This window comes from Desulfurivibrio modestus (assembly GCF_044068625.1).
Classification (GTDB): domain Bacteria; phylum Desulfobacterota; class Desulfobulbia; order Desulfobulbales; family Desulfurivibrionaceae; genus Desulfurivibrio.
Genome location: NZ_JBIPKH010000020.1, coordinates 21,529 through 41,664, shown reverse-complemented (window position 1 = coordinate 41,664; position 20,136 = coordinate 21,529). Strand labels below are relative to the sequence as shown.

Below are 20,136 nucleotides of genomic sequence, written 5' to 3'. Positions count from 1 at the left end.
ATCCATAATTGATGTTGACATCATCAGTTACCAAAGGTAGACCATTACTATGATAATTTTTCCTATCCTTAACTTCTGACCAAGAGATAATCGAGCCACGGCCAAGCCGGAAGAGATGTATTAGTGTCAAAGCTCATCCTGGCCAGTCAGGAGGATTGTGATGATTGACGACCAACTGCGGGCCCACCGCTTGTTTTTGACCGACCATCTCCGCAAGCAGACCGATTTTTCCCAAACGGACCAGAGCCGGGGACTCCCCCCGCCACCGGTGCAGAAGCCGGTCCCTCCCGATGCCCGGAGAGTCTCGCTGCCCGATTCCACCCAATGGCAGGAATCCATCGGGCAAACGTCCCTGGTCGAGGCCATTGCCCGGAGGGAGAGCCGACGCCGGTTCGCCGAGGAGGAACTGACCCTGGCCGAGCTGTCCTTTCTGCTTTGGGCCACCCAGGGCGTACGCCGGATGCTCGGCCATGGTAACGCCCTGCGCAACGTGCCCTCGGCCGGGGCCCGGCACAGCTTTGAAACCTATCTGTTCATCCGCAACGTGTCGGACCTGGCCCCGGGACTGTACCGCTATCTGCCCCTGGAGCACGAACTGGTTCATCTCCGGAACGTGCCGGACATGGAAGCGGCCCTGACCCGTGCCGCCTATGGTCAGAAATTCGTTGGGCGGTCAGCGGTGACCTTTGTCTGGGCCTGCATTCCCGAGCGCATGGAATGGCGTTATGGCCTGACCGCCCACCGAGTGATCCTGCTGGACGCGGGGCATGTCTGCCAGAACCTCTATCTGGCCTGCGAGGCCGTGGCGGCCGGAACCTGCGCCGTGGCCGCCTACGACCAGGCGGAGATGGACCAGCTGCTGGGGGTGGACGGTGAGGAGGAGTTCGCGGTCTATGTCGCGCCGGTTGGGAAGAGGGGGGTACTGCCGTTCCTCAAAAAAGCGAAAAATATTTCGCGTTATCATGGGAGTTGAAGCGCCCCGACCATGTCTTGCCGCCCCCACTCTCACCCCAGGGTACTGATCACCGGCGCCACCGGCTATATCGGCCGGCGCCTCGAAGAGCGCCTGCTTGCCGATGGGAACTGCTCGGTCCGCCTGCTGGTCCGCAACCGCAGCAAGGTGCGGCCGGAGGTGGCCAGACGAACTGAAATCATCGAGGGCGACACTTTCAAACCGGCGGCCCTGGATAAGGCGCTGGCCGGGATCGATACCGCCTACTACCTGATCCACTCCATGGGCTCCGGACCAGACTACGACCGGCTGGACCGGCAGAGCGCGACCAACTTCCGGGGTGCCGCCATCCGGCAGGGGGTCCGGCGCATCGTCTACCTCGGCGGTCTAGGTGAGAAAGAGACGGCCAGCAAACACCTGCTGAGCCGGATCGAAACCGGCGAGATCCTCTCGGCCCGGCCGGATCAGATCCAGACCATCTGGTTCCGGGCAGGGGTGATAATCGGTTCAGGGTCGGCCAGCTTCGAGATCATACGCAACCTTGCGCAAAAACTGCCCCTGATGCTGACGCCCCGCTGGGTCAGCACCAGGACCCAGGCCATAGCGGTCAGCGACGTTCTCGCCTATCTTGCTGCCGCCCGCAGCCTGGAGCAGGATCAAAACCTGGTTGTCGACATCGGCGCCGAGCCGATGCGATTCCGGGACATGCTGACCCAGGCGGCGGCGGTCATGGGCCTCCGGCTTACCATGATCCCGGTACCGGTGCTCTCGCCCAAACTTTCCTCATACTGGCTGGTGCTTTTTACGCCGGTGCCCTTCCGCATCGCGGCGGCCCTGGTGGAGGGGCTCCGCTCGGAAACCCTGGTAAAAAACGATCTTGCCGGCCGCTATTTCCCCCAAATCAAGCCGCTCTCCTACCGCCGGGCGGTGGCCGGTGCCATTGCCGAAATCAAGAGGGATCAGGTGTTGAGCCGCTGGTGCGACAGCAGCGGCGGCTCAGCCTGCGACATTGCAAACCAGGACGACGTCGGTTCCGCCATCCTCCGCGACCGGCGAGAGGTGATTTTTACGGGTACCCCCGCCAGCCAGGTTTTCACTGCCGTTACCGCCATCGGCGGAGAACGGGGCTGGTTTACCTACAATTTTCTCTGGCGGCTGCGCGGCTTTCTTGATAAGGCGATCGGCGGCTACGGATTAAGCCGCGGCCGGCGCAGCGGCACCAGTTTGCGAGTCGGCGATGCCCTTGATTTCTGGAAAGTTGCGGACATTAAGCCGGGCAAAAGAGTGCTGCTCCTCGCCCAAATGCGGCTGCCGGGCAAGGCCTGGCTGGAGTTCGACATCCGGGAGGACAGGCTGGTTCAGACCGCCCATTTTTATCCGCAAGGTGTTTGGGGAAGGGTGTACTGGTACAGCGTACTGCCCTTCCACCACCTGGTTTTCCGCGACCTGGCCAAAAATATCGTCAAGCAAGCGCAGGGGATGAAACCAGACGCCGATCGGCAACCGCCAAATACTCCTTCGCCTTGATCGCCAACTGGAAGCAACAGGTCCCGGAAAACATGGATTAAGTGCATTGACAAAACCTTGGCCCTGCCCCCCCGTCACACGATGCGATTTCTGCCTCTCCGCTTGGCCTCGTATAGTTTGTCATCGGCCCGCCTGAGCAGGCTATCGACGGTGTCTTCATTCTCCAACCGGGCAACGCCACCGCTCATCGATATCGGCACCTGCTCCCCTTCGGCATAAATAGTCATCTGCATTGTCTTTTCTCGAATGCGCTCTGCCAGTTGACGGCGGTTATCCAATGTTGAACCCGGTAACACCAGCAGGAATTCTTCCCCGCCGTAACGGCAGACGATATCGTAATCCCGGACACTCTGCCGCAGCAGCTTGGCAAATTCCACCAGCACCTTATCTCCCACCAGGTGACCAAAGTTGTCGTTGATCTTTTTGAAATAATCCAGATCAATCATCAACACGCAAACTCCCGGCGCTGGCGGGATACCTCCTGCGCCAACAGCTGCAAGCCATAGCCACGATTGTACACACCGGTGAGAAAATCGGTAACCGCATATTCAAGGATCTTGCCCTCGGCTTGCTTGATATCCCGGATAAAATAACGGGCGATATAAGCGATAAGAATAACGACGAGAACCATAACCAGGAGCGCTGAGATAACGCTGTAAATCGTATACATATTTACTCGATTCCGAACATCAGTAGCCGGAATCGTAACACTGATACCGCCCCGGACATCTCCCACCGAGTAGCCCTGAGCGGCATGACAGCGCAGACAGACATCTTCGGTCGTCAGTGGGGCCATATAATGTTGACCCTCTTTATCTTCGAATGAAGAGACCTCCGCCAACCCCTCCGCGAAAGCCTTAAGGGCCTCGGCTTCAAACTGGTCGGGAATAATATAAGTGACAGCAATCGCAAATAGCAGCAAAATCAAAAATATATACCGCTTCACATGGCGCGTGCCGGAAGTTATACCAAGATCTGGTTAGTGGGGGTGGGGTTGGGCCATGGCATTTGCCCTTTAATTCTTTAAACAGCTCTAAGCTAAACACAAAGCGGATTTTCTGGCTGAATACGTTGACAGGCTGGCAGCCATTGCCACATGATGTAGAAGGTCCATACCGTCAACGCTACGGTCAATTTTCCTATTTTGCGGGATTTGAATCTTCAAAGCAGGCGATCATACACCCCATGCAGCTCTCGGTAAAAACAAAAAAAAATGAACGGCTAAAAAATCAAACGGTCGAGCCATCTTCTCCGCAGGAGAAACGTGGGGATGCTCCTGACCAAAACCCCTTCGTACCCGCCACCCCCATCTTTTTACGGCGATTGGCCGTTTCACCTCTGCCGCCGCCGATGCCCCGCCAAATCGAAGAGCGCGCGGACCAGGCTACAGGGCCCATCATGCTCAAAGCCATAATCGGCCACCCCGATGACGAGTATGAAAAGGAAGCCGAGCAGGTTGCCGGCACGCTGACGCGAGCCCCGGAGCCGCAAATATCCCGGGGCATCGCAGATGTGCAGGCCCAAGCATTCGGCAAGATGACAGCCTTACCCAAAGTGAATCAAGCGCTCCTGGTCAGGAGTGGCGGCAATCCGTTATCTGAACGCATCAGGGCAAAAATTGAACCGGTTTTAGACCATGATTTAAGCCATGTTCGGGTCCACGCGGATACCCAGGCCCAGGAAGCGGCCCGGGCCATTCACGCCAAAGCCTTCACCCACCATAACCACATTTTTTTGGGCAAAGGAGCGCGGGCGGACGATCTGGGTCTGATGTCGCACGAGGCGACCCATGTGGCGCAGCAGGGCTACGCCGGTGGACCGCCGGCCGCCGGTGCCCCCCCAATTCAACGCAGCCCCCTGTCGGACGAACTGGAGTTGTTGTGGGAAACGGAGGGCAAGGGGGCGCTGTTTGACCGGCTCCGTCGCCTATGCGTAACAGACCCCGATGTCCACCATTTTATCGAGCTCAACTTGGTGGGAGACGATCTCTGGCTGGCCCGCAACCTGCTGACCTATGGCGCCGAACCCCACTGGCCCATTCACCTGCGGGTGGAACGGGAGATGAAAGGCTGGGGAGACTCGGGCGGCAAAGGGGTGGTGTTCGACATCCTAAGGGGCGCCAACGGTACAGAGTCCGGCAACACGGACCTGACTCTTTCTCTTCTGACTGTTTTTGCCGGCCAACCCGATGACCTCTGGCTTTCGGAAAATCTTCAACAGTATGGCCCGGAGAATAATTGGCCGATCCATCTGCGGGTCGAGCGCGAGATGAAAGGCTGGGGAGACTCGGGCGGCAAAGGGGTGGTGTTCGACATCCTAAGGGTCGCCAACGGCACAGAGTCCGGTAACACGGACCTGACTCTTTCTCTTCTGACTGTTTTTGCCGGCCAACCCGATGATCTATGGCTTTCGGAAAATATTCAGCAGTATGGCCCGGAGAATAATTGGCCGATCCATCTGCGGGTCGAGCGGGAAATGAAAGGCTGGCCTGATTGCAGAGGTGAGAGTGGTGTTTATGAGGTTCTTCGGACAGCGAACGGTTCTGAGGCCGGGAATGCAGATCTCAGAGCGTCTCTCGACGTCATATTCACAGGCAAGCCTGAGGAACGATGGTACGCGAACCACTTGCAAGAGCATCGGTACGAAGATCAGAAGGCGGGAACCGGCGCACTCACTAGCCAAATGATAAGTGATATACGGAGGTCGTTGTTCCCAACTTCAACTTCGAGTACTGGCGCGTCGCTAGACTGGGATGGGGGAAGTGGGAGCACCCTGTCCGCCGCGGATAAAATCCGCGTACGTGCCGACCTTGTCACCCGGGTCCAGCAAGCAATGACCGTTCATCTCAACAACGCGATGACAGAGATCAATCAGATTGCGGCTCGTCCCCGACTCCCTATCTCGCAGTTTCAAGGTGTGGGCAATGCCGCCAAAAGGGTTGTCGATGATAGGTACGGTTCGTATACCACTGCGGCTGCTCCAACTCCTTCGCAACCGACCGGACTCACTGAGTTCCAAATGCGGACCTCGAATCCAGGTCAAACCCTTTTTGACGCATTCAATCCAACGCAGCGGAGTGTCGCAGGCTGCCCCATCGACGAGTTTGATCTCGCAAGGTGGATCGCTAATAATGATCGCCACTCTCGAAACGTCCAATCCAGCCATTACTTCGACCCAAATCGATCGGCCGAGGAGAGAATATTCCTCTGGGACGAAATCGTCGTTCCATTCGCTAGTCTGGCAGATAACGCGACGAAACTGCGACGGTATGATCAGTACGGATTCGGCATATCCACCGAACGTGGAATTGTAATGCCCACCGGCATAAGCGAGGGTTATTCAACAGCACCGGGAATCGCTGGCGCACCGTCCGAGGCGGTCCGCGCGACGAAGTGGTCCGGATGGAAACTGCTTGTTCACGAGTACCTTCATCGTTTAGAACACTCAGGGTTTACGCAAGCAGCGCGGAGAAATCCCAATCTAGTGGAGGGCTTCTGTGAAATGTTTACAAAAGAAGTTCTTCTCCATGAGATTCCTACCGCGCCAGCAAACGCCACTTTGATCGGTGAGGTTGAAGGAGGAATATACTCGCCAGCGACAACCGCCTCCCTTGTTGGTTCTTACAGGACTCCTTCGACATATGTTGAAAACTTGGCGCACGCGGAATACGTCCGCGACAATGCCATAGGTCCCGGTCATGGAGGAGAAAGCGCTGTAAAGGCGGCTTATTTCCTGGGCCATGTCGAACTTATCGGATTGGCTCAAACGGGCGGGATGTTGACACCCGCGCCGGGGAGCACCATCAACTCCGTGCGGATACCAACTGGCATTACGACTTTAGGCGAACTCTCCACCGCTTCAGGCCTTTCCACGGCAGAGATCACGAACGCCAATCCGACGCAATCCTTAACCGGCGCGCTACCCGCGACACTATCCCTCCCGGGGTGCAGAAACCACGTCGTCATCGCCTCAATCGATCCAGCAACGGGGGTCGAAACCATTGAATCGAAGGGCAGGGTCGCGATACAAAATGGGATTACTCCGATCGAGTTGGAACTAGCAAATCCAGGCGTATCTTGGACGGCTCTCACCGTCGGTACCGTTTTATTGATACCACGACACTAGCAGTAGTGCCATATCACGTAACATCGAGGGCACCGCATGCCATTAGTGCTGAGCAATAGACCGGCTGACAAGAGACAAAGACACTATGACCCCAACCTTTCAAGGCACACGAGACTAGAATCATGAAAGAACACCCGGCAGTTAAGGCTCTTCGCTCTTTTTCAGAGGGTGAACTGAACCAATGGTATGGTTTGCCCCCCGATAGTATGCGCGAACACGCCGAGGCAGCCTTGGGACCAAGCGCGGAGGGTCCCGATGGGACAGGGACGCTGGAGGGAGGATTAATTAATTTCAGGGACTACCATGCGACCGCATTTGCGCCATACGGCGTGACCATCTGGTGGGGAATTAAGGATACTATCGAAATGGTCCAGATAAATGAGCCGACTCTTACGCTCGAAGCGATCAGTGCGTTGGGCCCCCCGGAGCGTGTGGTGTCCTCTTTGCTCCATTCAGAGGGGGAGCAAATGGTGTTTGCTTATCGGGGGCTGACGATCCATATGGTGAGGAGACCCTTCCGTGTCTTGCGGCTTTACGGCTACGTGCCTCGATCGATCGATTCTTTCCTCGAATGGGCTTTTAGCCGCGTAACTATACGGAGGGAATTGCGCGGTAAGCTCCATGCAACTCCCCGTCGCTTTGTGAGGAGTTTTCGGAAATGGCCACAAGAATCTCCACCCACTGATGCGTATGAAACAGAGGGCAAGGGGGCGCTCTTTTCGAAATAGGAGGCAGATTATTGCTTGGAGCCATAGCCGGTGACATAATCGGGTCGATTTACGAACGCCGACCGATCAAGTATAAGGATTTCCCGCTCTTCGATGATCGATCCCGTTTCACCGACGACACCGTCTTAACGGTCGGGATAGCGGATGCCATTCTGACCGGCAAACCCTATTGGCAAGCCCTCTGGGAGATCGGCAGACGTTATCCCCGGGCCGGCTACGGCAGTTCGTTCACACGGTGGCTGCAATCCGCCGCGCCCCAGCCGTACAACAGCTGGGGCAATGGTGCCGCCATGCGGGTCAGCCCGGTCGGTTTCGCCTTCACCACGGAGGAGGAGGTCTTGCGCCAAGCGAAGATGACCGCCGAGGTTTCCCACAACCACCCCGAGGCGATCACCATGGAAGTGGGGGCCCGCCTGCCATCGGCAGTATTTGCTGATAGAACCAGCTAACCATCTGAATTGATGCCTGTAAACAATAACAAAACTCTTTTCATCGTGGCGGGGAGTTTTATCGACGGCCTGGGCGGGGCCGTGCGCCGGAATATCGCCTTGACCATAAGGGAGGGCATCATCACCGCCATCGCTCCCGCCGCCGAGCTGCCCTGCCGGGACCAGGCGATCATCACCGACTTGTCCCACTGCACCCTCTTACCGGCCCTGGCGGATTGCAGCCTCTCCCTGGCGCGCTCGCCGTCGGTGGACAAACGCGCCGCCCCGGCACAGGCCACCCTGATTAAACGGCATATCCACTACTGCCAGATTCATGGGGTGCTGGGGGTGGCCGACGGCGGGGCGCCAGCCGGCCGGGTGGAAGCGGCGCCGGGAGAGCTGGTCGAGATTCGCGCCGCCGGGGCTGACTTTCTCAAGATCGCCGGGTCGGCGGACATTGAGGAGGAGAACGCCTTCTCTCCCCGACTCACCCGAGCCGAGCTGGACCGCCTGCTGCAACAGCGGGGCGACCGCAAGGCGGTGGTGGTGGCCAATGGCCGCCCGGCGGTGGCCGAAGCGCTGGCCGCCGGTTGTGACGCCATCGAACAGGGCTACGGCATGGGCGAAGACAATCTACGCCGAATGGCGGCCGCCGGGGTGCTGTGGATTCCCGGCCTGCTGCGGGCCAAAAACGCTTTAGATGCCGCCCGCGGCGGCGGCGATGTCTGCTGCCGCTTCTCCCAGCGCTATGTGGCGCCGGGCAAGCCGCTCCCCGGCGCCGAGGCCCTTTGGCGGCAAACTCTGGCCGCACAACTGGCCCAACTGCGGCTGGCCAAGAAACTGGGGGTGAACACGGCGGTGGGGACCGGGGCCGGCAGCATGGGCATCATCCATGGCGAGGCGGTGGCCGAGGAGATCAAGCTGTTCATCAAGGCCGGCTACACGCTGACCGAGGCCATTGGCTGCGCCTCGACCAGCGGCGCCGCCTTCTTCGGCCTGCAACGGCCGGGCCCGCTGACGGTGGGCCGGCCGGCCACCTTCCTGATGACCCGGGGAACCCCCCAACAGTTGCCCCGCAAACTCTCCTACCTGGAAGGGCTCTATATTGACGGCGCCCCGTCAGCTTCACTATAAATTGCCGCCGAGCCGATTCAGCTCAATGGGCGTGCTCGCCGTGTACCACGGCCACGATGCCCTCAACAAAATGCACATACTGCACATAGGCCTCGACAAACTCGCGGCCCGCTTCCACGCTTTGGCCGGCCGTCTGTTTTTGAGCCAGGGCCCGGTTGAAACGCTCCCGCATTTCCTGGCCGACATGGTTGGCGACAACCGTTGCCAGTTCATCGACCGAACCTTCCTCCAGGGCGGCATCGGCCCGGGCGATGGGGCCGGGAATCTGGCCCGCCGGCTTTAACCCGGTGTACGGAGCCCCCTCTCCGGCCCGATGGATCCGCACCAGGGTTTCCAGGAAGTAGCGATCGGCCAACTCGCCGGCGGCGGAACTCAGCCCCCTGACCTGCAGGGTGCGGGCAAAAGCCTGGCGAATCTCCTCCTCATGTTCCGGCATCACCCATTTCAACAGGGCATCAGGATTCCCCTGTTCGAGGGCCTGCCGGGTCTCAAGGGCCACCGGGCCGTCCAGGGCGTCGCAATGGGCGGCCGCCGTTTGCGGCAACAACAGCGCGGTTGCCAGCCCCAGGGCCAGGGTCATCTTTTTCCAGCTTGCCATTTTTTTTGCTGCCATTTGCTCACACTCCTTAATTCATGATTAGGATTCGAAGGGCCGGTTGCGCTCCCGGTAACGGAGCAGAATGGCCAGGGCCGGCTTGATCAGGATGGTCACCACCAGCATGCCGGTGGCCAACACGCCGACGGTCACCATGATCTCGGGGGCGGTGGGCAGATAGTCCACCACCTCGCCCATGGGCGAGGGTATGAAGCCGGGGACGATCAGCCCCATCCCCTTCTCGATCCAGATGCCGAAAAAGAGCAGCAGGGCGGCGGCCATCAGGTAGCGGGGCCGGTACTGCCCGGGCGCGAAGGCGAAAAGCAGGGTGCCGATGATATTCATGCTGATGGCGGTCCAGATCCACGGCACCAGGGAGTTGTGCCCGTCCAGGCCGAAAAAGAGGTACTGGGCCGACAGGCTGTGGTGGGTGAAGGCGTAAAACTCCTTGAACACCTCGGAGAAGAGCATCACCAGGTTGATCACCGCCGACACCACGATAATCCGCTTCAGCTTCTGGAGGATGGCCGGGTCGATGGGGTAGCGGGTGTTCTCCTTGATGGCGATCAGCACCATCATGATCACCGCCGGGCCGGCGGCAAAGGCCGAGGCCAGAAAACGGGGCCCCAGCAGGGGGTTGTTCCAGAAGGGGCGGGCCGGCAGGCCCTGGTAGAGAAAGGCGGTGGTCAGGTGGATGGAGACCGCCCAGAAGATGGCCAGAAAGACGAACGGCTTGTACTTCCAGCCCACCGGCGCGCGATCATGGTAGTTGCACCAGAGGATATAGAGCGGCACCAGGGTATTCAAGGCCAGGTAACCGTTGAGCACCAGCACGTCCCAGGTCAGAATCGAGGAGGGCCAGTTGAAGAGGCCGATGCCGGGGATCATGTGCCAGACCTTGTGCGGCGCCCCCATATCGACGGTGATGAACAGCAGGCACATGACCAGGGCCCCGACCGCCACGCATTCGCCGATAATGACCACCTCGTGGAAATCCTTGTCCTTGAGGATATAGGCCGGCAGGATCAGCATCACCGCCGCGGCGGCAACCCCGACGAAGAAAGTGAAATTGGAGATATAGAGCCCCCAACTGACGATATCGGACATGCCGGTGACCATCAGGCCCCGGCTGAACTGATGGGTGTAGGCCACCGCTCCGGCCACCATCAGCGCCAGCAGGGAACCGAGGAAGATCCTGTAGCGCACCCCGCCGGCCAGGGACCAGCGCAGACAGTCGGCGAAAAAACCCCGGAAGGAGGAGGCGGCGGGTTCCTGTTTATTGGCGGCAGTCATCGAATTGGTATCCTCAACAAGTTTTCCAACGATTAATCCATGAAATACCAGAACTTGGGATCGGTATGCAGCTCCTCCTTGAAGCGGAAGACCTTCTTGTTTTTCAGCACGTAGCGGATCTCGCTGTCCGGATCGAGCAGATTGCCGAAGACCCTGGAGCCGGTGGGACAGGCGTCGGCGCAGGCCGGCAGTTGGCCCTGGCGGGTCCGCTGGATGCAGAAGGTGCACTTCTCCATGACCCCCCGCATCCGCAGCCGGTTGCCCAGGTAGTGCTGCTTGCGGTTGATCTCCTCCTTGGGCACCTGGGGATCGCCCCAGTTGAAGCGCCGGCCCCAGTAAGGGCAGGCGGCCAGACAATAGCGGCAGCCGATGCACCAGTCGTAGTCAACCACCACGATGCCGTCGGGTTCGCGCCAGGTGGCCTTGGTGGGGCAGGCCTTGATGCAGGGGGCGTCCTCGCAGTGGTAGCACTGCACCCCCATGTAGAACTTGTTGGCCGCCGGCACCTGGTGGAAGAACTGGCCGTCGCCGGCGGTGGGGTCCAACTGGCCGGGGTCCATCTCGAAGATGCGGATGTACTGGGTCTTGCCGCGTCGATCCAGATTGTTCTCCCGGACGCAGGCCTCGACGCAATCCATATACCCCTTGCAGCGCGAGATATTGAAGGCGTAGCCGAACAGCACCTGCTCCCGGGGCTCCTGGTTGGAGATCTGGACATCCAGGCCGTGCCGCAGTTTGGCCAGCCGCACCAGCCGGGCCACGGTGGCGTCTTTCTCCTCCTGGGTCATCAGCCGGTAGTTGCTTTTGAAATACTCTTCCCACTTAAGCTTGATCTCCTCCGGGACCAGCCCGGAGCCGCTGCAACCGGTCATCAGCCCGGCCGAACCGGCTGCCGCCGCCAGGGAAAGCCCCTTGAGGAAAGAGCGGCGGCTGGTTCTGGCGGCCATAATGCCGCCGCCGGCAACCTCCCCTGCTGTTTTTTTGCTGGTGTCCATGACGCTCCTATCGATCAAGAGGCAGAGAGTAAGTCTCTGGCATTTTTACCGGAAAGGCCGGGGCGTGGGGATCGTGGCAGGTCGTGCAGTTCTTGACCACCCGTTCTCCGGCCCAGGAGGCAACGCGCTTGCCGTGGGCCCCGCCCAGCCAGTCGCGTTTCTGGCGGAAGTGGCACTGGCCGCAGAGCTGGTAGCTGTGGTCGAAATCGATCTGCTCGCCTTTTTTGTCCACCAGAAAATCGCGGTTGGTCTGATCGTGGCACTCCAGGCAGGCCAGCCGGTTCTCGCCGCTGCCATGGTTGACCGTGATGTCGCCATGGGTGAAAAGGACTCCGTCCCGGGCCAATGATTCAACCGGCTCCTCGGTATGGCAGGAGCTGCAGCGAAAGCGGCCGATCTCCCCCTTGCGGGCCAGCACCTGGAAGGTCCCTCCCGGCCCCGGCTCCAGGGCCGTGACCTGCGGGGCCGGAACGGCGTGGGCGGACTCGATGGCCAGGGGGTCGAAGGGCTCGACCGCCGCCTCGATCCGCTCCCGCACCGAGCCGCCGCCGGCCGCCCAAACCGCCGCCGGGCCGGCCGACAGCGTCGCCGCCAGCAGCAGTGCGACGGCGGCAATCTCTCTTTTGCTCTTCATAACGGTTCGCATCCCGCTTATTTCGCTCGTTGAAAGATCAGGAGCGGTTCGGTGGCCACCAGCGGGACATGGCACTGGCGACAGTTGCCCCGGGAGGCATGCTCCACTCGAAGCTCGGCCACCGCCGCCGGCCCGGCATGGCAGGCCAGGCAATCTTCCCGCAGTTGCAGGGCGTGGGGCACCGGCGGCGGCGAACCGCCCAGCTCGGAGCGGCCCAGCAACGGCGGCGGAATCGACCGCCAGTCGCTGGCCACAAACGGCTGGTCGGTTTTGGGCGGCAGGTGGCACTGGTTGCAGAGTTCGTTTTCCGGATGGGGGGTTACCGGCGCGTAGGCGTCCTGAGTGGGATCGTAACCGCCCCGCTCGTGGCAGGCCAGGCAGGGCGCCCCGCCGGCGGCGGCAAAGGAGGCGGGAACCTCGTGGGGAATGATCGGCGGCGAGCCGGGGTACTGGCGCAGCTCATAGTAGCTGTTCAGGGTGCGCCGGCCGTCGGTGCCGGTGGTGGCGGCCAGGGGGGTCTGCTGATAGCGCTGATAAATTTTCTCACCCTGGGCGTCGAACCCGGCCGGAATATCGGGAGCGGCCACCGCCGGCTGGCTGCCGGCCAGCAGCAACAGGCCCAAAAAGAGCCCGGCCGGCCGCAGCAGATCGCGTGGCGTTTTGCTCTTTTTCATCATGCTTTCTCCAGGCGTACCGCGCATTTTTTGTAGTCAGGCTGCTTGGAAATGGGGCAGAAGGCGTCCAGGGTGACCTCATTGATCTTGTAGCTCTCATCGAAGAAGGGCACGAAAACCATGCCCCGCGGGGGGGCGCCCCGGCCGTTGATCGCCGCCTTCATCACCACCGAACCCCGCCGGGAGACGATCTTCACCTTTTCACCCTCCACCACCCCCAGGGCGGCGGCGTCGTCGGGGTGGAGTTCGACGTAGGATTCCGGCACCGCGTTGTGCAGCACCGGGACCCGGCGGGTCAGCGAGCCGGTGTGCCAGTGTTCGATCACCCGGCCGGTGTTGAGCCAGAAGTTGTACTCCCGGTCCGGCGACTCGGCAGCCGGCTCGTAGGGCCGGGCCCAGATCCAGGCCTTGCCGTCCTTTTTGCCGTAAAAATCAAATTCCGAACCCGGCCGACAGGCCGGATCATACTTGGCGTTGAAGCGCCAGCGGGTCTCCTTGCCGTTGACGAAGGGCCACATCACCCCCGATCTGGCCTTGAGCAACTGATAGGGAGCCATATTGTGCTGGGGATTGTCGTGGAATTTGCGGTACTCCTCCCAGATCTTCCCGATATGCTCCTCCTCCGACCAGGGGAACTGTTTTTCAAAGCCCAGCCGCCGGGCCACCTCGATCAACTGCCAGGTGTCGGACATCGCCTCGCCCGGCGGCGGCACGATCCGGTCGAAATGCTGGGTGCGGCGCTCGGAGTTGCCGAACATCCCCTCCTGCTCGACCCAGAAGGCGGCCGGCAGGATGACGTCGGCCACGTCGGTGGTGGGAGTGGGATAGACGTCGGAGACCACGATAAAGCGATCATCCTTCAGGGCGCCGTTGCGGTAGCGGGTCAGGTTGGGCATGGTGATCATCGGGTTGGTCACCTGGATCCACATGAATTTGATCTCGCCGCGATCCAGGGCCCGGAACATCTCCACCGTGTGGTAGGTCGGCTTGGGGTCGATGTTGGACTCCGGCACCCCCCAGATTTTAGCCGCCTTCTCCCGGGCCGCCTTGCTGGTCACCTCTCCGTAGGGCAGCCGGTTGGTCAGGGTGCCCACCTCGCGCACCGTGCCGCAGGCGCTGGGCTGGCCGGTGAGCGAGAAGGGGCTGTTGCCCGGGGTGGAGATCTTGCCGGTGAGCAGATGGATGTTATAGACCAGGTTGTTGATCCAGGTGCCGCGCACATGCTGGTTCATCCCCATGCACCAGAACGAGGTCACCTTTTTGGTCGGGTCGCCGTAAAGCGAGGCCAGGTACCTGATATCCCGGGCCGAAACCCCGGAGATCCGCTCCACCTTTTCCGGGGTGTAATCATTAAGGAACTCCCGGTACCGGGCCAGGCCGATCTCCTCCGGCTGGTCGGTGAAGCTGAAGTGGTCCTCGGTGCCGTAGCCGATATTGGTCTTGCCCTGGTAAAAAGCGGTGTGCTGCTTGACGAAATCCCAGTTCACCTGGTTGTTCCGCAGCAACTCGTAACAGATGGCGTTGGCCACCGCCAGGTCGGTATTGGGTTTGAACAGGATCGACTTGTCCGCCGCCTGGCTGGTGCGGGTGGTCCGGGTGGCGAAATCGATGATCACCACATCCTTGCGCCGCTTGCGGCTGGCCAGCATGCGGGAGAAGAGCACCGGGTGCATCTCGGCCATGTTGTTGCCCCAGGTGACGAAGACATCGGCATGCTCGATATCCTCATAACAGCCCATGGGCTCGTCGATGCCGAACGAGGTCATGAAGCCGGTGACCGCGCTGGCCATGCAGAGGCGGGCGTTGGCCTCCAGGTTGTTGGTCCCCAGGCAGCCCTTGAACAGCTTGGAGGCCACATAGCCGTCGGGAATGGTCCACTGGCCGGAGCCGTACATGGCCACCGCGTCCTTGCCGTGCCGGGCCATGGTCTCCTTGAGCTTGGCGGCCACCAGGTCCAGGGCCTCGGCGATCGGCACCTCCACCATCCGGCCGTTTTTACGGACCTGGGCCTTGGTGATCCGATCACGGCCATAGAGGGCCTGGATCGAGTGGTAACCCTTGACGCAGCAGAGCCCCTTGTTGACGCTGCTGTTGGGATCACCCTTGACCGCCACCGCCCGGTCGCCGGAGACTCCGATCAGCACCCCGCAGCCGGTGCCGCAGAAACGGCAGGGGGCTTTGTGCCAGCTGAGCCGGCCGGAGGCATCTTCCTGTTGCTGCCAACCGGCGAAGGTGATACCGGGAAAAATCGATTCGGCGGTGGCAATGGCGCTGCTCAGGGCCGCCGTTTTAATGAATGCTCTGCGGTTCAGCTTCATGGTTTCCTCTCCATCTCCCTGTTTTCAGGTTCTGCCGTATGGCCAAATACCATACTGAGTGCTTGCAGGGAGTTAAGTCTCTTCAACTCCCTTTGGAGCCGTTTTTCCGCCTCCTGGTCCGGAGTGTCGGTCACCAGCAGGACCACCTCCCGGTTGTCCGAAGGCACCGCCTCGCAATACCTAATGGTCGCCAATTCATCGCACAACTGCGCTTTTTTCCCCGCCGCGGGAAGCGCCAGATAGCCTAAAATCGCCATATTGATTCCTTCGCTCCTTTACCCTGATCAAGAGGGGGGGGCTCCGACCCCGGCCAATCACTACGTAGTAGTAGTGCACAAAATATTAACGAGGGTCAATGTTAATAAAATGTTTAGTTTTTTTAGGACAATAGAATCCGCGAACCCCTTAAACCCCGGACCGACCACCAGGCCAAAAGAACGGTACTCAGCAGCCGCAAGGCGTTGGCCGAAAAAAAATGGCCCCACCCACATAACCGTTTGCGCTGACCGTTAATAGTTGGTAAATTCCCTGCCCGCTGTTTTTTATCGATCTTTATGGGCATAGGGCCGGAGCAGTCGCCAACCAACGGAGAGGAGCAAGGGACGCAAATGGAACAAGTAACTGAATTCATGCGAAAAGTTATCGAGAAAAACCCCGGCGAAAGCGAGTTTCACCAAGCGGTGCTGGAGGTGGTTGAAACCCTGATGCCCTTTATCGAGGACAATCCCAAATACAAAAAGGCCAAGATTCTGGAGCGGCTGGTGGAGCCGGAGCGGGTTATCATCTTTCGAGTCCCCTGGGTTGATGACAAGGGGGAGATTCAGATCAACCGCGGCTACCGGATTCAGATGAACAGCGCCATCGGCCCCTACAAGGGCGGCCTGCGTTTCCACCCCAGCGTCAACCTCAGCATTCTCAAGTTCCTGGCCTTTGAGCAGGTCTTCAAAAACAGCCTGACCACCCTGCCCATGGGCGGCGGCAAGGGCGGTTCCGATTTCGACCCCAAGGGCAAGAGCGACAACGAGGTGATGCGTTTCTGCCAGAGCTTCATGACCGAACTGAGCAAGCATATCGGGGCCGAGACCGACGTACCCGCCGGCGACATCGGGGTGGGCGCCCGCGAAATCGGCTTCATGTTCGGCCAGTACCGCCGGCTGAAGAACGAGTTCACCGGGGTCCTCACCGGCAAGAGCCGCAACTGGGGCGGCAGCCTGATCCGCCCGGAGGCCACCGGTTACGGCGCGGTCTTCTTCGCCGAGGAGATGTTCAAGGTGCGGGGCGACAACCTCTCCGGCAAGATCTGCCTGGTTTCCGGCTCCGGCAACGTGGCCCAATTCACGGTGGAAAAGGTCAACCAGTTGGGCGGCAAGTGCGTCACCCTCTCCGACTCCGCCGGTTTTATCCACGACCCGGCCGGCATTGACGCCGAGAAACTGGCCTACGTGATTGAACTGAAGAACGTCAAGCGGGGCCGAATCTCCGAATACGCCGAGAAGTACGGCTGCAAATACTACCCCGGCGAGCGCCCCTGGGGAATCAAGGGCGATATCGCCTTCCCCAGCGCCACCCAGAACGAGATCGACGCCAAGGATGCCGAAACTCTGGTGGCCAACGGCTGCGTCTGCGTTTCCGAAGGAGCCAACATGCCCTCCACCAGTGAGGCGGTACGGGTCTTCCTCAAGGCCAAGATCATGTACGGTCCCGGCAAGGCGGCCAACGCCGGCGGGGTGGCCACCAGCGGCCTGGAGATGAGCCAGAACAGCCTCAAGCTTTCCTGGCCCCGGGAAGAGGTGGAGGAGCGGTTGCGGCAGATCATGGAGGGGATCCATGAAGCCTGCTACAAGTATGGCAAGGAAGGCGATTTCGTCAACTATGTGAAAGGTGCCAATATCGCCGGCTTTGTCAAGGTGGCCGACGCGATGATCGAGCAGGGAGTAATCTAACCCGTCAAACCGTTGCCGATGCGCGGACGGATACGCCGTCCGCGCATCGGTTGCTTGTCCTGCGGACAGGATGCATGTCATACAACTACAGTCATCTCTCCACCGGCCTCAAAGGGCTGGACCGGGTTATCAAAGGGCTGATGCCCGGCGACAACATTGTCTGGCAGGTGCAGGGGATCGACGATTACCGCTATTTCGTGCAGGCCTACGCCCGGTTTGCCGATCTCAAGAATCAACGGCTGGTCTATTTCCGTTTCGCCTCCCACCCGCCGTTGCTCGACCCCGAAGAGTTTCCCCACGCCGAGATCCATACCCCCGATCCGGAAGCGGGCTTTGAGCCCTTCATCAACCAGGTCCACGAAACGATCAAGAACAACGGCCGGGGCGGTTACTACGTTTTCGACTCCCTGAGTGACCTGGCCAACTCCTGGTACAGCGACCGGATGCTGGGCAACTTCTTCATGCTCACCTGCCCCTATCTCCTGGATATGGAGGCCCTGGCCTACTTTGCCCTGATCCGGGATCATCACTCCTTCAACGCCCTGACCCCGGTCCACAACACCGCCCAGGTGATCTTCGATGTCTACAAGAACCGGGAGAATATTTACGTTCACCCCTTGAAGGCCCAGCAGCGCTACTCGGCCACCATGTTCATGCTGCACACCCACCGCGACGGCCAGTTCAAACCGGTGACCAACAGCGCCCTCAACTCGGAAATTCTCTCCTTCACCCCCTTCAAAAGCACCGATCACGCCTTCGAGGAGCGGGACCGCTGGAACCGCTACTTCCAGGAGGCGGCCCAGATTTTCCGCGAACTGGAGAAGCGGGAGACGGCGACGGAGGCAACCACGGCCCCCCGACCAGGGCCACGGCCCAAGAGCCCGGAGGAGCTGAAACATCTGCGCCGGCTGCTGGCGATGATGGTGACCCGCAACGAGCGGATTCAGGAGCTGGCCGCCCGCTATTTCAACATCGACGACCTGCTCGATATCGGCAAGCGGATGATCGGCACCGGCCTGATCGGCGGCAAGGCCACCGGCATGCTGCTCTCCCGGGCGATCCTGCGGGAGGAGGCCCCGGAGCTGCGCGACGTGATCGAGGTCCACGACTCCTTCTATGTCGGCTCCGATGTTTTTTACACCTACATGGTGACCAACGGCTGCTGGTGGATCCGCCGCCAGCAGAAGGATACCGAAACCCTGCTGGGGGTGGCGGAGTACGCCCGCCGGGTGATCCTGACCGGCCATTTCCCCGACGATACCGTCAAGAAGCTGGCCGACATGCTCGACTACTTCGGCCAGTCACCGATCATCGTCCGCTCCAGCAGCCTGCTGGAGGATAATTACGGCAACGCCTTCTCCGGCAAGTACGAATCGGTCTTCTGCCCCAACCAGGGCTCCAGCGAGCGGCGGCTGGCCAACCTGCTCACCGCCATCAAGCTGGTCTATGCCTCCACCCTCAGCGAAAAGGCCCTCCACTACCGAGAGCAGATGGGGATCCTGGACAAGGATGAGCAGATGTCCCTGCTGATCCAACGGGTGAGCGGCGATCTCCACGGCAACTACTTCTTCCCGGCGGTGGGCGGGGTGGGCTACTCCTACAACCCCTACGTCTGGAACGAGGCGATTGAGCCGGAATCGGGGGTGATCCGCATCGTTTACGGCATGGGCACCCGGGCGGTGGACCGCTCCGACGACGACTACACCCGAATCGCCGCCCTGAACGCCCCCGACAAACGACCGGAAAGCGGGATCGATGAGTTGCGCAAATTCTCCCAGAAACGGGTTGATGCCATTGACCTTGACGCCAACCGCCTGCTGCCGGTGGATTTTTCCGAGATCTCCCGCTTCAGCCCCAAGCTGGAGCTGGAGATGGCCGCCTCCCGCGATCAGCAAGGGGACTCCCACTACATCAGTTTCGACGGGCTGTTCAAGAAAACGCCCTTTGTCGAACATATGCGCAAGATTTTAAGCACCCTGGAGCAATCCTACCAGTACCCGGTGGATATCGAGTTCACCCTCAATTTCACCGGCGAGGAGGGCTGCCGCACCCTGGCCGATGCCAAACTGGCCCGGGGCGAGGAGGTGCCGCCCTGCGACCTGGCCAACTACCGGATCAACCTGGTCCAGTGCCGCCCCTTCGAGGTGCGCAAGGATGAGGGGGAAACCCTGGCCCCGCTGGAGGTCCCCGAACACCAGTTGCTGCTGGCCACCGAGCGGGGCACGGTGATCGGCCGCAGCCGCACCATCAACCCCCGCCGGGTGGTGCTGGTCTCCCCCGCCGCTTACGGCCCTCTGGGGGTGCCGGACAAGCACCTGGTGGCCCGGGCCATCGGCAAGATCATGCGGGTGACCCCCGGGGAGACCCCGACGGTGCTGATCGGACCGGGGCGCTGGGGCACCAGTTCGGTGTCGCTGGGAATTCCGGTCAATTTCTCCGAAATCTGCGAGGCCGCCTGCGTCTGCGAAGTGGTGGCGATGCATGAAGGGCTGATTCCCGATGTCTCTTTAGGCACCCATTTCTTTAACGATCTGGTGGAATTTGATATTCTCTACCTGGCCTTCTACCCCGGCCGCGAGGGCTCGGCGTTGAACCAGGAGTTCATGGCCGGCTTCCGCAACCGTTTTGTCGAACTGGTACCGGAGGCGGAGTATCGCAAACTGGAAGGAATTATCACGGTGGCCGATTTCGCCGAGCGGGAACTGGTACTCTCCGCCGACATCGTCCACCAGAACTACCGCCTCTTTCGCACCATCACCGCGGGCGGTGAATTTGAAAACGTCCCGTAAA

At 60.4% G+C, this 20,136-nt stretch carries 16 protein-coding genes; 7 read left to right on the top strand and 9 right to left on the bottom strand.

Features of this window, described 5'->3' with window-relative positions:
* The first annotated feature begins 160 nt into the window (after window positions 1-160).
* On the top strand, window positions 161-973 hold the full coding sequence (locus ACHHRT_RS11330; protein WP_395499885.1) for a SagB/ThcOx family dehydrogenase: 813 nt from the start codon (window positions 161-163) through the stop codon (window positions 971-973).
* Window positions 974-985: 12 nt separating this feature from the next.
* Window positions 986-2,479 (top strand): SDR family oxidoreductase, encoded by a 1,494-nt coding sequence (locus ACHHRT_RS11325; protein ID WP_395499884.1) that lies wholly within the window; start codon window positions 986-988, stop codon window positions 2,477-2,479.
* 74 nt (window positions 2,480-2,553) lie between these two features.
* Here the strand turns inward: ACHHRT_RS11325 and ACHHRT_RS11320 are convergent, their stop codons facing one another.
* Together ACHHRT_RS11320 and ACHHRT_RS11315 are read right to left on the bottom strand one after the other, a co-directional pair.
* Window positions 2,554-2,925, bottom strand: coding sequence for a GGDEF domain-containing protein (locus tag ACHHRT_RS11320; RefSeq protein WP_395499883.1), 372 nt, complete (start codon window positions 2,923-2,925; stop codon window positions 2,554-2,556).
* The gene (locus ACHHRT_RS11315) at window positions 2,925-3,407 is read right to left on the bottom strand and encodes a c-type heme family protein (protein WP_395499882.1); all 483 of its coding nucleotides are present in this window, start codon (window positions 3,405-3,407) and stop codon (window positions 2,925-2,927) included. Before ACHHRT_RS11315 ends, ACHHRT_RS11320 begins: the two co-directional genes overlap by 1 nt.
* Before the next feature lie 80 nt (window positions 3,408-3,487).
* Here ACHHRT_RS11315 and ACHHRT_RS11310 point away from each other — a divergent pair, with 80 nt between their 5' ends.
* The 3 genes from ACHHRT_RS11310 (at window position 3,488) to ACHHRT_RS11300 (ending at window position 8,894) form a co-directional block, all read left to right on the top strand.
* Window positions 3,488-6,604, top strand: coding sequence for an eCIS core domain-containing protein (locus tag ACHHRT_RS11310; protein WP_395499881.1), 3,117 nt, complete (start codon window positions 3,488-3,490; stop codon window positions 6,602-6,604).
* Window positions 6,605-7,343: 739 nt separating this feature from the next.
* Entirely contained in the window at window positions 7,344-7,781 is a 438-nt protein-coding gene (locus tag ACHHRT_RS11305) for an ADP-ribosylglycohydrolase family protein (RefSeq protein ID WP_395499880.1), read from the top strand.
* A 12-nt stretch (window positions 7,782-7,793) separates the two neighbouring features.
* A complete protein-coding gene (locus ACHHRT_RS11300; protein ID WP_395499879.1) occupies window positions 7,794-8,894 on the top strand; it encodes an amidohydrolase family protein in 1,101 nt (366 codons plus the stop codon).
* Between the two features lie 22 nt (window positions 8,895-8,916).
* Here the strand turns inward: ACHHRT_RS11300 and ACHHRT_RS11295 are convergent, their stop codons facing one another.
* From ACHHRT_RS11295 to ACHHRT_RS11265, 7 genes are read right to left on the bottom strand one after another with little or no spacing between them, the layout of a single operon-like run.
* Window positions 8,917-9,507 carry a DUF6448 family protein gene (locus ACHHRT_RS11295; protein ID WP_395499878.1) on the bottom strand — a complete coding sequence of 197 codons (591 nt, stop codon included), beginning with the start codon at window positions 9,505-9,507 and terminating at the stop codon, window positions 8,917-8,919.
* Window positions 9,508-9,531: 24 nt separating this feature from the next.
* Complete coding sequence (gene dsrP, locus ACHHRT_RS11290; protein WP_395499877.1) at window positions 9,532-10,782, bottom strand: sulfate reduction electron transfer complex DsrMKJOP subunit DsrP; 1,251 nt, start codon at window positions 10,780-10,782, stop codon at window positions 9,532-9,534.
* A 32-nt stretch (window positions 10,783-10,814) separates the two neighbouring features.
* Entirely contained in the window at window positions 10,815-11,777 is a 963-nt protein-coding gene (locus ACHHRT_RS11285) for a 4Fe-4S dicluster domain-containing protein (protein WP_395499876.1), read from the bottom strand.
* A 7-nt stretch (window positions 11,778-11,784) separates the two neighbouring features.
* Window positions 11,785-12,411, bottom strand: coding sequence for a cytochrome C (locus ACHHRT_RS11280; RefSeq protein WP_395499875.1), 627 nt, complete (start codon window positions 12,409-12,411; stop codon window positions 11,785-11,787).
* A 17-nt stretch (window positions 12,412-12,428) separates the two neighbouring features.
* Window positions 12,429-13,085 (bottom strand): hypothetical protein, encoded by a 657-nt coding sequence (locus ACHHRT_RS11275; protein ID WP_395499874.1) that lies wholly within the window; start codon window positions 13,083-13,085, stop codon window positions 12,429-12,431.
* Entirely contained in the window at window positions 13,085-15,403 is a 2,319-nt protein-coding gene (locus ACHHRT_RS11270) for a molybdopterin-dependent oxidoreductase (protein WP_395499873.1), read from the bottom strand. The genes ACHHRT_RS11275 and ACHHRT_RS11270 overlap by 1 nt, the downstream gene beginning before the upstream one ends.
* Window positions 15,400-15,660: a hypothetical protein gene (locus ACHHRT_RS11265; protein ID WP_395499872.1), complete on the bottom strand. Its 261-nt coding sequence runs from the start codon at window positions 15,658-15,660 to the stop codon at window positions 15,400-15,402. Before ACHHRT_RS11265 ends, ACHHRT_RS11270 begins: the two co-directional genes overlap by 4 nt.
* A gap of 351 nt (window positions 15,661-16,011) precedes the next feature.
* On the opposite strand from ACHHRT_RS11265, the gene gdhA reads away from it, so the two are divergent.
* Together gdhA and ACHHRT_RS11255 are read left to right on the top strand one after the other, a co-directional pair.
* A complete protein-coding gene (gene gdhA, locus ACHHRT_RS11260) occupies window positions 16,012-17,346 on the top strand; it encodes an NADP-specific glutamate dehydrogenase (RefSeq protein ID WP_395499871.1) in 1,335 nt (444 codons plus the stop codon).
* Window positions 17,347-17,420: 74 nt separating this feature from the next.
* Window positions 17,421-20,135 (top strand): PEP/pyruvate-binding domain-containing protein, encoded by a 2,715-nt coding sequence (locus tag ACHHRT_RS11255; protein WP_395499870.1) that lies wholly within the window; start codon window positions 17,421-17,423, stop codon window positions 20,133-20,135.
* Window position 20,136: the final 1 nt, after the last annotated feature.